At 52.8% G+C, this 12,062-nt stretch carries 12 protein-coding genes; 2 read left to right on the top strand and 10 right to left on the bottom strand.

Annotation, left to right across the window (positions count from 1 at the left end; translation table 11 throughout):
- Positions 1-4 precede the first annotated feature (4 nt).
- The 10 genes from ahcY to JXO50_07290 all read right to left on the bottom strand — a co-directional run bounded on the left by ahcY (position 5) and on the right by JXO50_07290 (position 8,432).
- Entirely contained in the window at positions 5-1,342 is a 1,338-nt protein-coding gene (ahcY, locus tag JXO50_07245; GenBank protein MBN2332885.1) for an adenosylhomocysteinase, read from the bottom strand.
- Positions 1,320-1,835, bottom strand: a complete 516-nt coding sequence (locus JXO50_07250; protein MBN2332886.1) for a nucleoside deaminase — start codon at positions 1,833-1,835, stop codon at positions 1,320-1,322. Before JXO50_07250 ends, ahcY begins: the two co-directional genes overlap by 23 nt.
- Positions 1,836-2,087: 252 nt before the next feature.
- Positions 2,088-2,552, bottom strand: a complete 465-nt coding sequence (locus JXO50_07255) for a universal stress protein (GenBank protein MBN2332887.1) — start codon at positions 2,550-2,552, stop codon at positions 2,088-2,090.
- A gap of 75 nt (positions 2,553-2,627) precedes the next feature.
- The gene (locus tag JXO50_07260) at positions 2,628-2,852 is read right to left on the bottom strand and encodes a hypothetical protein (GenBank protein ID MBN2332888.1); all 225 of its coding nucleotides are present in this window, start codon (positions 2,850-2,852) and stop codon (positions 2,628-2,630) included.
- Positions 2,849-4,267 carry a replicative DNA helicase gene (gene dnaB / locus JXO50_07265; protein ID MBN2332889.1) on the bottom strand — a complete coding sequence of 473 codons (1,419 nt, stop codon included), beginning with the start codon at positions 4,265-4,267 and terminating at the stop codon, positions 2,849-2,851. The genes JXO50_07260 and dnaB overlap by 4 nt, the downstream gene beginning before the upstream one ends.
- A gap of 329 nt (positions 4,268-4,596) precedes the next feature.
- Entirely contained in the window at positions 4,597-5,109 is a 513-nt protein-coding gene (locus tag JXO50_07270; GenBank protein ID MBN2332890.1) for a 50S ribosomal protein L9, read from the bottom strand.
- A 211-nt stretch (positions 5,110-5,320) separates the two neighbouring features.
- The gene (locus JXO50_07275; protein ID MBN2332891.1) at positions 5,321-6,301 is read right to left on the bottom strand and encodes a DUF2232 domain-containing protein; all 981 of its coding nucleotides are present in this window, start codon (positions 6,299-6,301) and stop codon (positions 5,321-5,323) included.
- 44 nt (positions 6,302-6,345) lie between these two features.
- Positions 6,346-6,618, bottom strand: coding sequence for a 30S ribosomal protein S18 (locus tag JXO50_07280; protein ID MBN2332892.1), 273 nt, complete (start codon positions 6,616-6,618; stop codon positions 6,346-6,348).
- Positions 6,619-6,671: 53 nt separating this feature from the next.
- Positions 6,672-7,094: a 30S ribosomal protein S6 gene (gene rpsF / locus JXO50_07285; protein ID MBN2332893.1), complete on the bottom strand. Its 423-nt coding sequence runs from the start codon at positions 7,092-7,094 to the stop codon at positions 6,672-6,674.
- A 231-nt stretch (positions 7,095-7,325) separates the two neighbouring features.
- The gene (locus tag JXO50_07290; GenBank protein ID MBN2332894.1) at positions 7,326-8,432 is read right to left on the bottom strand and encodes a DUF362 domain-containing protein; all 1,107 of its coding nucleotides are present in this window, start codon (positions 8,430-8,432) and stop codon (positions 7,326-7,328) included.
- 471 nt (positions 8,433-8,903) lie between these two features.
- Between JXO50_07290 and fusA the strand changes: the two genes are divergently transcribed.
- Complete coding sequence (gene fusA, locus JXO50_07295) at positions 8,904-10,991, top strand: elongation factor G (protein ID MBN2332895.1); 2,088 nt, start codon at positions 8,904-8,906, stop codon at positions 10,989-10,991.
- A gap of 79 nt (positions 10,992-11,070) precedes the next feature.
- The gene (locus JXO50_07300; GenBank protein ID MBN2332896.1) at positions 11,071-12,054 is read left to right on the top strand and encodes an SPOR domain-containing protein; all 984 of its coding nucleotides are present in this window, start codon (positions 11,071-11,073) and stop codon (positions 12,052-12,054) included.
- The last annotated feature ends 8 nt before the right edge of the window (positions 12,055-12,062 follow it).

Raw genomic sequence — 12,062 nt, forward strand, 5'->3', positions numbered from 1 at the left:
GTCATCAGGTACCCATCTCCCAGGAATTGAGATATTTTTCCTGCTCCGGAGTCAGGACATCAATAGTAACTCCCATGGCCTTCAGTTTTAACGCTGCAATCTCCATATCGAGATCGGCCGGCACCGGGTAGACCCGGGTTTCCAGCGCCTTGGCTTGTTTGACCATATACTCAGCTGCCAACGCCTGGTTGGCAAAGCTCATATCCATCACACTGGCCGGATGCCCTTCAGCCGCCGCCAGATTGATGAGCCGCCCTTCGCCAAGCACATTAATCCGCCGGCCATCGTCAAGGGTAAACTCCTCGACAAATTCCCGGATATAGCGTCTGTTCACCGCCATGTCGGCCAGGCACTCAAGATTGATTTCCACATCAAAATGACCAGAATTGGAAACGATGGCTCCATCTTTCATCACGGCAAAATGGTCCCGGTCGATGACATGCATATTACCGGTAACTGTGCAGAAGAAATCCCCCACTGTGGCCGCCTCCACCAGCGGCATCACCCGGAAGCCGTCCATCACCGCCTCAAGCGCCGCCAGGGGATCAACCTCGGTGACCACCACCTTGGCTCCCATACCTTTGGCCCGCATGGCCAAGCCCTTGCCGCACCAGCCATAACCACAGACTACAAAGGTGGTCCCGGCCAACAGCCGGTTGGTGGCCCTGATGATGCCATCAAGGGTACTCTGCCCCGTACCATAGCGGTTGTCAAAGAAATGTTTGGTGCTGGCATCATTGACCGCAATAACGGGAAAACGCAAAACCCCGTCCCGCTCCATGCTTTTCAGCCGGATGACCCCGGTTGTGGTTTCCTCGGTTCCGCCAACCACACCGGCAACCAGCTGCTGCCTTTGGTCGGCACTGAGCTGTTCAGCCCATCTTCTGACCACCGGATTAACCTCAACCATCTTATCCAGCGCAATAAAGTGGAGTGATGAAACCAGGTCTGCACCGTCATCCATGGTAATTGCCGGAAAGTGCTGCAGGGCCGCCCGGATATGCTCGTAGTAGGTATGGTTGTCTTCACCTTTAATGGCATAGACCGGGATAGCATGATCTTCCACCAGTGCAGCGGCCACATCATCCTGGGTGCTCAAAGGATTGGAAGCGCACAACACCACATCAGCACCGCCATCTTTCAGGGTGATCACCAGATTGGCGGTTTCCGTCGTCACATGAAGACAGGCGGAAAGACGAACTCCGGCCAACGGCTGTTCCTTTTTAAACCGTTCCTTGATCAGCTCCAGGACCGGCATATTCTGGGCGGCCCACTCAATCCGCAATCGTCCTTCAGCCGCCAATCCCACGTCTTTAATGTCATAGTTCTGGATATCTGCCATCGGTATCACTGCCTTTCTTTTGTTGTTTTTTCGTCACCCGTAAAAGTTGAAAAAATTGCTGCAGCAGAGTTCGCGACTGATCGGCCAGCACGCCGCTGCAAACGAGAATCTGATGATTAAGTCGCCGGTCATTGGCCAGGGTATAGAGCGACTCAATGGCCCCTGCTTTCGGATCGGCACAGCCATACACCAAGCGCTGCAGCCGGGCCTGCAGCATGGCGCCGGCACACATGATGCAGGGTTCCAAGGTAACATAGAGGCTGACATCCGACAAGCGCCAGTCGCCGACTTTCCCGCTGGCCAACGTCAAGACCTCCATTTCCGCATGGGAGAGAGCAATCCCCTTTTCCTCTTTGCGATTCGCCCCCCGGGCAATAACCCGGCCCCGGTGGACAGCCACTGCGCCAACCGGCGTTTCGCCAGCCACAAAAGCCCGGCGGGCCTCATCGAGAGCCAGCGACATATAAAATCTATCCAGCAAAATCTGATTCATGTAGCAAATCAACTATCCACTGTCAAGCAACACCGACTACAATTGAGCTATTCCTGGAGGATCTGCCGGGGGCGGACGCCAACCTGTTCTCGCCGGTCACACCTCGGTTAGGGGAAAACCCCAAGCTACGCCCTGATGGCGCAAAAAACATGGCCGCTGTTCTCAGCGGCCTGATCACCATGAAGATGGCCGATACAATCTCCCAGACGGCACCAGCCGACACCGGCTTCTTGCCCCCCCCCCCTCAAACCATCAGGCCTTAACCAGATAAACACTGCAGGGGGCATGGTTCAAGACTTCGGAAGAAACACTGCCGAGCAGGGTTCTGGCCACCATCCCTTTGCCGGTACTGCCAATCACAATCACATCAACATCCAAATCCTTGGCCACCTTGACAATGCTGGTTGCCGGATCACCGAACATCACTTTGGTTTCCAGCAGGACATTATTTTCACTGGCCAGCTTTTTGGCAACCAGAAAAATCTGTTCCACAACCTCCTGCCAGCGATCGTCATTTTCGGCAATCACTGGATTGCTGCCAGTTGGCAATTTATCAAAGTAGTCGGTGGCGTAGGCTACCTTGGTAAAGACGGCAACCACTCTATTGGGAAAAGCTCCCTGACCGCAACCGGCCATCCACACCGCTTCATAGACAGCCTTATCTGAAACCGCCGAGCCATCGACCGCCACCAAAATTTTTTTCCGGTAATTCAGCATCTTCAGCACCTCCAGGCGTCATGAACTCTACCACCAACATCCCCGACCGGAGAGATCAGGCCAGGGGAACTATGCTTACGATTCCCGCTCCTGATGATCAGACAACCAGACATAAAGAAAGATTACCATGATGGAGCAAAACCAGCCGACCATCAGACAGAGATAAAATGCCGGATAGCCAAGCACCTGAAAATCTTTATTAAAAATATGAATGATCGGGTAATTAATCATGAAGAAACCGAGGATAAAAAATATTACCCACCACTCCTTCTTATACATAACCCGCTGGACGCTTTTCATTCTTCGACCGTATCAAAGTAGGCAAAGTCATCAGCGCCGTCCACTTCACTGGCCATCACATCATCAAAACGCTGATCCATATTTTTAAAGGCGGTAAATTCATGGAAAAACCGCATTTTGACCGTACCGACCGGTCCATTACGCTGTTTGCCGACAATAATTTCCGCAACGCCCTTGTTCTCGGTATTATCCTTATCATAGACTTCATCGCGATAGACAAAAAGAATAACGTCCGCATCCTGCTCAATCGCCCCGGACTCACGTAAATCGGAAAGCTGCGGTCGCTTATCCTGGCGGCTTTCCAGGCTTCTGTTGAGCTGCGAAAGAGCAATCACCGGCACATCAAGTTCTTTCGCCAGCGCCTTGAGGGAACGGGATATCTCTGAAATTTCCCGCTCACGGCTCTCCGATCCCTTGTGCCCTCGCATGAGCTGCAGGTAGTCAACGATAACCAGCCCCAGATTGTGCTCTGCTTTCAGTCGCCGGGATTTGGCCCTCATCTCCAGAACCGAGATTGCCGGCGAGTCATCAATGAAAATCGGTGCTTCGGACAATGACCCCGCCGCCCTGGTGAGTTTAGGCCAGTCACTACGAGCCAGAAAGCCACTCCTCAGCTTATGGGCATCAACTTCAGCCTCGGAGCAGAGCATCCTGACCACCAATTGTTCTTTCGCCATCTCCAGCGAAAAAACGGCAACCGGCAAACCCGCAATGACGGCAGCATTCTGGGCAATATTGAGGGCAAAGGCCGTTTTGCCCATGCTTGGGCGGCCGGCAATGATAATCAAATCGGAACGCTGGAACCCGGAGGTCAGCTTGTCAAGATCGGTAAATCCCGAAGGTGTGCCGGCAATCAGGTCAGGACTGTCATACAGCCGCTCAATTGCCCTGAAACTGTCCTTAACAATCGCTTCAATGGGGGAAAAAGCGGGGTTAACTTTTTTCTCCGCCACGTTAAAAATAATTGTTTCCGCCTGGTCAACCAGTTCTTCCACATCAGCAACCTCACCATAGCAGGAACCGACTATGGTGGTGGCAGCACCAATCATCTGGCGCAAAATTGATTTTTCCTTGATTATTTTCGCATAGGACAGGATATTGGCCGCCGTCGGAATGCTGTCCACCAGCATAGACAGATAGGTCACACCGCCCACCTGTTCCAGCATCTTTTTAGCCTTCAAGCGCTCGGTAACGGTTACCAGATCTATGGCTTCACCTTTGAGCGACAGATCAATCATCACCTGGTAAATCTTTCGATTGCTCTCCCGATAAAAATCAGCCGGTTCGATGAGATCCATAATTTTGTTGATTGCCAGGTTATCCAGCATGACGCCACCAAGCACCGCCTGCTCAGCCATCATATTCTGGGGCGGAACCCGGGGAGTGAAATCATTTTTTCCAGTATCGTCAACCATCACGCACACATAGATCCATTATCAAAAAAAGCTTGCACAATCCGCCTCACAACAGAAGAACATGCTCAAACCGACAGGCCAGAGCATTTCCGGAAAGGTGAAAAAGGCACTGAAAAGACAGCCGTCGACCAACACAATTCCTGATTGAGAGCGTAACATAACCGGGTGGGGTTGTCAAAAAGATAGGAGGTAAAACAGGCCGGGAAACCTTTGACAGAGGTTTCCCGGCCGACATGGAAAGAATTCCGCACACAATGGCTGCACCCTTGCGGTGCAAGGAGTTATGGCGCGACAATCACCGACACAATGTCAGCCCTGCAACAGCCGGCTCACTCGGCTGGAGTTTCTGCCGCAGGCTCTTCGGCCACTACCGGATCCTGAACCTGCACATCCTCCTCCGACTCACCCACCACGCTAAAGGATATTTCAGCGGCAATCCCCGGCTGCAGGGCAACAATCGCAGTAAAAGTCCCTGCACCCTTTACCGTTTCCGGCAGGTCGATTTTCCGGCGGTCAAGCTCAATGCCCCGGGCCGCCAGTTCATCCGCAACATCCTTGCCGGTCACCGAGCCGAAAAGCTTCCCTTTTTCACCAATTTTACGTTCAAACTTGAGGGACAACGCTTCAAGACGTGCTTTCAGCTCCTCCCCTTTGGCCTGCAACCGGGCCCGTTTCTTATCCAGCACCCGCCGGTGATGCCCCAGATATTTGACATTACCTTCGTTAGCTTCAATCGCCAGGCCGGTGGGGATCAGGTAGTTCCTGCCATAGCCGTTGGCGACCGTTACAATATCTCCAACATTTCCCAGCCGGTCAACCGGCTCCTGCAAAATAACCTTCATCGTTTTATTCCTCCAACTATAAAAAGCTGTACTGTTTTCTCTTCAATCCAGATCACCATCCCATGGTGGGGGTCACTTCACAATCAGCAAACGACCATGACCGGACAAACCGTCTATTGAAAGAGCGACGAATTCTTCAGGCAGCAAGCCTGTAGAGATGCCGCGCTGAGATGAGCCGCCCACCCGACAACCTCTCCTTGCGGGGCAACAACTAGCAATGTCCCTGATCAGAGTCCCGGCGGCGGGCAATTCTGCGAAAATCAACCCATAAGTCAAAAAGACCTGCCATGGCCACCGCAACCAGCAAAAAATGGAACGCAAAGAGCAGAAAATAGATGAAAAACCGCCCCCCGGTGCGCACCTGAAAGGCCTGCAAGCAACAATGGATAATTGCCATTCCCTGGAGAAAATAAAAAAACCCCAGTATAGCTATACCGTTCCAGAGGAAGAAACGCCCGAACTCCGGCACACCAGGAACCAGCAACAGCACCCAGCAGCCGATAAACAGCCAAACCACCTGCTGATAGACAGCAAAATGCTCAAACGTGGACCCGGTTTTCCAACTGCTGGTCGTCTTTCGCCAGCGACTCAGCAAAACCACCGCCGTAACAGTCAATCCGCTGAGCAGAAAATAGGCGCCGAACAGCAAGGATGGAAACAACATCCCGGCCCAATACCCCATTGCCGATGATGAATTCTGCAGAAACAACAGCTGCTCTTCGGCCATGCCCATGTCACGGTAAACACTCTGGACCATCTCCAGGTTCGTCTGGAAGGCCTGCTGCAACAGGACCATGGGAGTCAGAGAGTGCTGGGCAGCATAGAAGGAAACCGCCAGCACCATGACACAGGTACTGCCAGCCGCCGCCAGCACCATGCTGTGCAGCCGGCTGTAGCCTTTCAAGGTTATGTAACTGAGCACCACTGCCGGCAGGCCATATTCAATCAGAAACCCCAGCACGGGAGCGGTACCCTGGAATAAAAGGTACAGCAGGATGGAAGCCAGCAGCACCATCAGAAACGCCAACCACCAATGCCGGCCGAGCGCAGCCACATAGACCACCGGCACCATAGTCAGCAATCCAGGGATAAAACCAAAGAACGGAACCACAACGGCGGCACTGAAGCAGACAACAGCCACCACCACTCCCAGGGCAACAGCCCTGGTGGATAAAGGGTATTCAGATCCCACAGCGTGGCAACATTACACGTTAACCATCTCTTTGCCCGGAACCGCTAAACCGTTGCCTGGGCAAAAGGCAGCAGAGCAATATTCCGCGCCCTCTTAATGGCAATAGTCAGTTCCCGCTGATGGCTGGAACAGGTACCAGAAATCCGCTTGGGAACAATTTTGCCCTTTTCTGAAATATAGTAGCGGAGCAGGCGAACATCCTTGTAATCTATGACAATGGAACTATCAGCGCAAAAACGACAATATTTTCTTCGGCTCACAAAGGTCCGGCGGCGCCGGGGTCGGCCATCTGATTTTTCTCGACGTTGAAAACTCATGGTTGCCTCTCTATCATCTCAACGATAAACGGTCATTATTCGGAAGCAGGTATCTAGTCTTCCTGCTCAGCATCCTCTTCTTCATTCACATCAGCATCAGACTGCGCTGTTTCTTCAGCAGCCGACTCATCAGCTGCACCCTGGGCAGTGGGGCGCCGACCTGTGCTTTCATCAAAGTCATCATCCAGACGAACGGTAATGAACTTGATCACCTCATCCATGATTTTGATGCGCCGCTCCAACTCCCGCAGGCAGTCCACCGTCCCGGAAAAACGCAGCAGAATATAGCGCCCTTCCTCATGCTTTTTTACCCGGTAGGCCAGTTTCTGCACCCCCCAGTCCTCACGGTAGAAAATCCGGGCGCCATACTGCTCGATGATCTCCGCCAGCCGATCCTCAACCTTTTTGACTCCTTCTTCATCCAAAGCTCCCGGATGAATATAGAGGAGTTCATACTTTCTCACTTCCTGAACCATTGTTTTCCTCCTTATGAGTTTGAGTAGCCCCGCATGGGGCAAGGGGAAGTAAAGCGTGGTTAGATACACCACTCCGATAAAAAAATCAAGGATTATTCAGGCGATGGTGGTGGACTTTCCGGTCCGGCGACAGAAATCGCAGCCGGCCTACAACGGCTGGCAAAAAAACTGAAAAGCCAGTCTTGCCCGACCGATCACAGCAGCAGCCTGACCAGCACAGTGAACGACAGATTACAGGCGCTCCAGAACATACGCCCTGGTTCCCAGACCAATGGTTTCGGCATACTGGAGTTGAGCCTGCCAGTCCACCTCGGGATAAAGAACCTTGAACTTGTCAGTTCCAGCAGCGGTGTGCTCACCCAAGGCAGACCCCTGCATCCCGGGGGCTTCGTTCACCAGATCAGCACACGCCTGATCCAACGCCACCGGATCGCGTGATGCCAGAATACCGATATCTGGCACAATGGGTTGATCATTATGAGCATAACAGTCGCAAGCTGGGCTTACCTGGATGACAAAATTGAGAAACAGCACCTTGTCCCGCTTGCCTTCACAGGCAGCATAGGCATATTCGACCATTTTTTCCTGGAATACCGGAATGGTCTCATTCCATCGGATAGCAATCGCCTGCTGCGGACAAACGACAATACATTCCCCACAACCGATACAGCGAGCAGGGTCGATCCCGGCCTTGTCATCACTGAGGCTGATGGCCGCAGCTGGGCAAAAACGGACACATTCCCCACAACCGACACATTTGCGTCGGGCAACCTTGGGGCTGATATTGGAATGCTGCTGCAGTTTGCCCTCCCGGCTGGAGCACCCCATACCAAGGTTCTTCAAAGCACCGCCGAAACCTGGAAGTTCGTGCCCTTTGAAATGACTCATGACCACCATCGCCTCGGCATGGGCAATTTCAAGAGCGATCTTTGCCGTCTTACAATGCCGCTGACCAATAGCTACCGTTGCGGCACTGTTGCCACGCAATCCATCGGCGATAATAACCGGGGCATCCAGAACCGTTGGCGTAAATCCATGTCGGGCAGCAGTCTGGAGATGGGAAACCGCATCACTACGGGAGCCCACATAGAGGGTATTACTGTCGGTAACAAACGGCTTCCCCCCCAATTCCCTGACCATCTCGACGACCGGACGGACAAAAATCGGCCGGATAAAAGCGGCATTCCCCTCCTCGCCAAAATGAATTTTGACCGCAGTCATGGTATTTTTTTTGACGCTGCTGGCCAGCTCCAACTTTTCCAGCAGCCGCCTTATTTTAGCAAAAAGGTTTTCCCGCACCGTTGTCCGAAGATCAGCAATATATACCGTTGCAGCCATTATTTTTTCTCCCCCACCACACGAAGCACACATTGAAATCTGCAACAACCTCGTTAGTCATAAACTGTTTTTCCAGCCGGCGGCAGCAATGCCAAAAACTACCCTTTCGGCTACCTCCAACATGTGATAGTGCCCTATACAAAGCCAGAAATCAATTGAAATCTGACCATTCAGCAAGCGGTTGGTCGGCAACTAATATCTTGACTTTTGAAAACAAAAAAAGTAGGGAACCAGTATTGATGGCCGTATAACAACTGTCAAAATGCCTCGAAAAACCGGATGCCATAAGTACCGGACCCGGATTTGAGATCTGTTTGTGTCTTTCAGGGTGCGAAACCTGGAGAATGGGGCGTTCAGAAACCAACAACCCAGTGACACAGGTTGCAAGACAACCAATGAAGATGGAGTTGGCTCGAGGCCATCGGTGTTCTGTTGGTATTTTGCTGATCATAAGGAGCTTGAGGACGAAAGATGAAAGCCTATCAATCTGAGGACATCCGAAACGTAGCCATCGTTGCCCACGGCGGAGCCGGAAAAACCACCCTGGCCGAAGCCATGCTGTTCACTGCCAAAACCACCGACCGATTGGGAAGTGTGGACCAGGGAACCTCGGTCCTTGATTATGATCCTGAAGAGATCAAGCGCAACATTACCATTTCCTCTGCTTTCCACCACTGTGACTGGCAGGGGAAGCATATCAATATCATCGACACCCCCGGTTATGCCAATTTTATCGTTGACACCAGATCCTGCATGCGCATCGCCGGCGGTGCCATTCTGATCGTCAGCGCCATTTCCGGCGTCAAAGTCCAAACGGAAGCGGTCTGGAAATATGCCGAGGAATTTGAACTGCCAAAATTGGCATTCATCAGCAAACTTGACCGGGAAAGGGCAAATTTTTTCCGCGCTATTGACGAAATGGAAAACACGTTCAAATGCAACACGGCGGTTCTTCAGCTGCCCATCGGCATTGAAGATTCATTCTCTGGAGTTGTTGACCTGATCAAGCTCAAAGCATATCGTTATGCGGCTGACCAGAGCGGTTCTTTCGAAGTTATCGACATCCCGGGAGAAATGCAGGATGAAGTGATGGCTGAACGGGAAAAGATGATTGAACGGGTGGTGGAAGCCGATGATGACCTGATTGAGAAATATCTTGGCGGTGAGGAGATCACTGAAGAAGATATTTTTGCCGCTCTCCATGAAGGGACCCAGACCGGCAAGTTTGTTCCGGTCGTCTGTGGCTCAGCCCTGAAAAACATCGGCATTTCCCAGCTGCTGGACATTCTTCCGGTCTGTCTCCCCTCGCCGGTGGAACGGGGTGAAGTCCGGGGTAGCGATCCCAAGACCGGCGAGGACCTAATCCGCCAGGCAGCTGCCGACCAACCTTTTTCAGGGTTGGTCTTCAAAACCATTTCCGATCCTTTTACAGGAAAACTTTCTCTTTTCAGGGTCTATTCGGGAACACTCACCTCAGACTCCACCTGTCTGAACATCAACAAACAGAAGAAGGAACGCATCGGTCAGCTCCTGATGATGGAAGGTGCTAAACAACGGCCCATAGAAAAGTGCATCCCCGGGGACATTGTTGCGGTTGCCAAGCTCAAGGAAACCATTACCTGGGACACCCTGTGCGATGAAAAAGCCACCATCCAATATGCCGGGGTGGAGATCCCTGCCCCGGTCATCTCGTTTTCGCTGCAGCCCAAGTCGAAGGGGGATGAAGAGAAGCTGACCACCGCTCTCCACCGGCTGCAGGATGAGGATCCCACCATTCAGATCAACCGTGACGCCCAAACCAAAGAACTGGTCATCTCGGGCATGGGCCAGGTCCATGTGGAAGTGACCGTTGCCAAGCTAAAACGGAAGTTTGGCGTCGAGGTGGAAATGAAGGAACCAAAAGTTCCCTACAAGGAAACCATCCGCACTTCCATCAAAGTCCAAGGTAAATACAAGAAACAATCCGGCGGCAAGGGACAATATGGCGACACCTGGCTGGAGATAAGCCCCCTGCCACGGGGCGGCGGTTTTGAGTTCGCCGATAATATTGTCGGCGGTGTTGTTCCCCGCCAGTACATTCCGGCGGTGGAAAAGGGCATTCTGGAAGCCATGGCCGAAGGGGTAGTGGCCGGATACCCGGTTCAGGACATCAAAGTATCACTCTATGACGGCTCCTACCATTCGGTTGATTCCTCCGAAATGGCCTTCAAAATTGCTGGCTCCATGGGTTTCAAGAAGGGGGTCAAGGATGCCAAGCCGGTCCTGCTGGAACCGATCATGGAGATGGAAATAACCGCTCCGAACGACTATATGGGTGATATCATTGGTGATCTTAACAGCCGACGCGGCAAGGTCAACGGTGTTGAACCAATGGCCAACAGCCAGCTGATCAAGGCCAGCGTACCCATGGCAGAAGTTCTTAAATACGCCCCTGATCTGCGTTCCTTAACCGGCGGTCGAGGTATGTTTACCATGGAGTTTTCCCACTACGAAGAAGTTCCGGCTCACCTGGCGGAAAAAATCATCCAGGAAGCAGCGGCGGAACGGGAAAACGGTTGATACCGAAACTGCATGAGGTACCAAACAGGCCGGAGGAATGATCTTCTGGCCTGCCCCGTACCATCCCGGTTACCTGCATATGGCAAAAAAGCGAAAGGGGAACTTCCTCGAATCGGTGCTCCGGTATGAGATCATTCTCGCCCTGTTCACCTTGATCGGGGTCTATTATTTCCTGTCCTTTTCCCCCATTCGCATGCCCAGGCACACCATCAGTTCAGCAACCCACCAGTTACAACTGGAACCGGCGACACCCACACCCGGAAACACCACCTCTACGGATCTCCCTACGACAGCAACCAATTCCACTCCTCCCACCGATGATGGGTTGGAGCAACCGGAAACAGCAGCCGCTGACTTGCCCGACGTGCCGCCATTGCCCGCCGGACAGGTCGCCGCCAGCACCATGCTTTCACCGCCTCCGGCGGCAGGAAAAGACCAGCTGCCACCAGCAGAAAATTCTGGTTCTACACCCACAGCAACAACACCACCACCGGCTGAAATAGTTGCAGAAAAACTGCCGCCGGCAGTGGCAGCCAAGCCGACAACCCCGAGACAACCGCCGGCAGTTGTCCCGACGGACAGCAAACTCCTGCCAACCCTGACGACATCATACGTCATTCAAGCCGGTATTTTTATTTTTCAGGACAGTCTCGACCACTGCCGGCAGATTCTGGACAGTCATGGTTACACAACCTTTGTGACCACCGGGAAAAAAGCCGTTCCCATGCACCGGGTTTTTCTTGGCCCATTCACCGACCGGGAAAAAGCCCGGAAGATGGCCAGCTTGGTAAAGCAATGGGGTGACAACCCCTTTATCAGCCAGCGGGGCAAGGCCCTGTATGTTAATATTGGTTCCTTCTATTACCGTTCAGCAGCCGATGCCCGGATAGCACAATACCATGACAGGGGACTGACCCCCCAGGTATTCAGGGAACCGGTACCAATTCCTCACCACACTCTGCTGGTTAACGGATTTCGCTTTGGCCATTTCCCCCATGATACGCTGCAGGCTATTCGCCAGCTTGGCATCCCCGACGCCTTTGTCCGCAACTGGCAGCCGTAGTACCACCC

The organism is Candidatus Anaeroferrophillus wilburensis (genome assembly GCA_016934315.1).
Classification (GTDB): domain Bacteria; phylum Desulfobacterota; class Anaeroferrophillalia; order Anaeroferrophillales; family Anaeroferrophillaceae; genus Anaeroferrophillus; species Anaeroferrophillus wilburensis.

Excerpts from the sequence above, each read along its gene's own strand:
- ahcY (MBN2332885.1), bottom strand. The coding sequence starts at position 1,342 with ATGGCAGATATCCAGAACTATGACATTAAAGACGTGGGATTGGCGGCT.
- JXO50_07250 (MBN2332886.1), bottom strand. The coding sequence starts at position 1,835 with ATGAATCAGATTTTGCTGGATAGATTTTATATGTCGCTGGCTCTCGAT.
- JXO50_07255 (MBN2332887.1), bottom strand. The coding sequence starts at position 2,552 with ATGCTGAATTACCGGAAAAAAATTTTGGTGGCGGTCGATGGCTCGGCG.
- JXO50_07260 (MBN2332888.1), bottom strand. The coding sequence starts at position 2,852 with ATGAAAAGCGTCCAGCGGGTTATGTATAAGAAGGAGTGGTGGGTAATA.
- dnaB (MBN2332889.1), bottom strand. The coding sequence starts at position 4,267 with ATGGTTGACGATACTGGAAAAAATGATTTCACTCCCCGGGTTCCGCCC.
- JXO50_07270 (MBN2332890.1), bottom strand. The coding sequence starts at position 5,109 with ATGAAGGTTATTTTGCAGGAGCCGGTTGACCGGCTGGGAAATGTTGGA.
- JXO50_07280 (MBN2332892.1), bottom strand. The coding sequence starts at position 6,618 with ATGAGTTTTCAACGTCGAGAAAAATCAGATGGCCGACCCCGGCGCCGC.
- rpsF (MBN2332893.1), bottom strand. The coding sequence starts at position 7,094 with ATGGTTCAGGAAGTGAGAAAGTATGAACTCCTCTATATTCATCCGGGA.
- JXO50_07290 (MBN2332894.1), bottom strand. The coding sequence starts at position 8,432 with ATGGCTGCAACGGTATATATTGCTGATCTTCGGACAACGGTGCGGGAA.
- fusA (MBN2332895.1), top strand. The coding sequence starts at position 8,904 with ATGAAAGCCTATCAATCTGAGGACATCCGAAACGTAGCCATCGTTGCC.
- JXO50_07300 (MBN2332896.1), top strand. The coding sequence starts at position 11,071 with ATGGCAAAAAAGCGAAAGGGGAACTTCCTCGAATCGGTGCTCCGGTAT.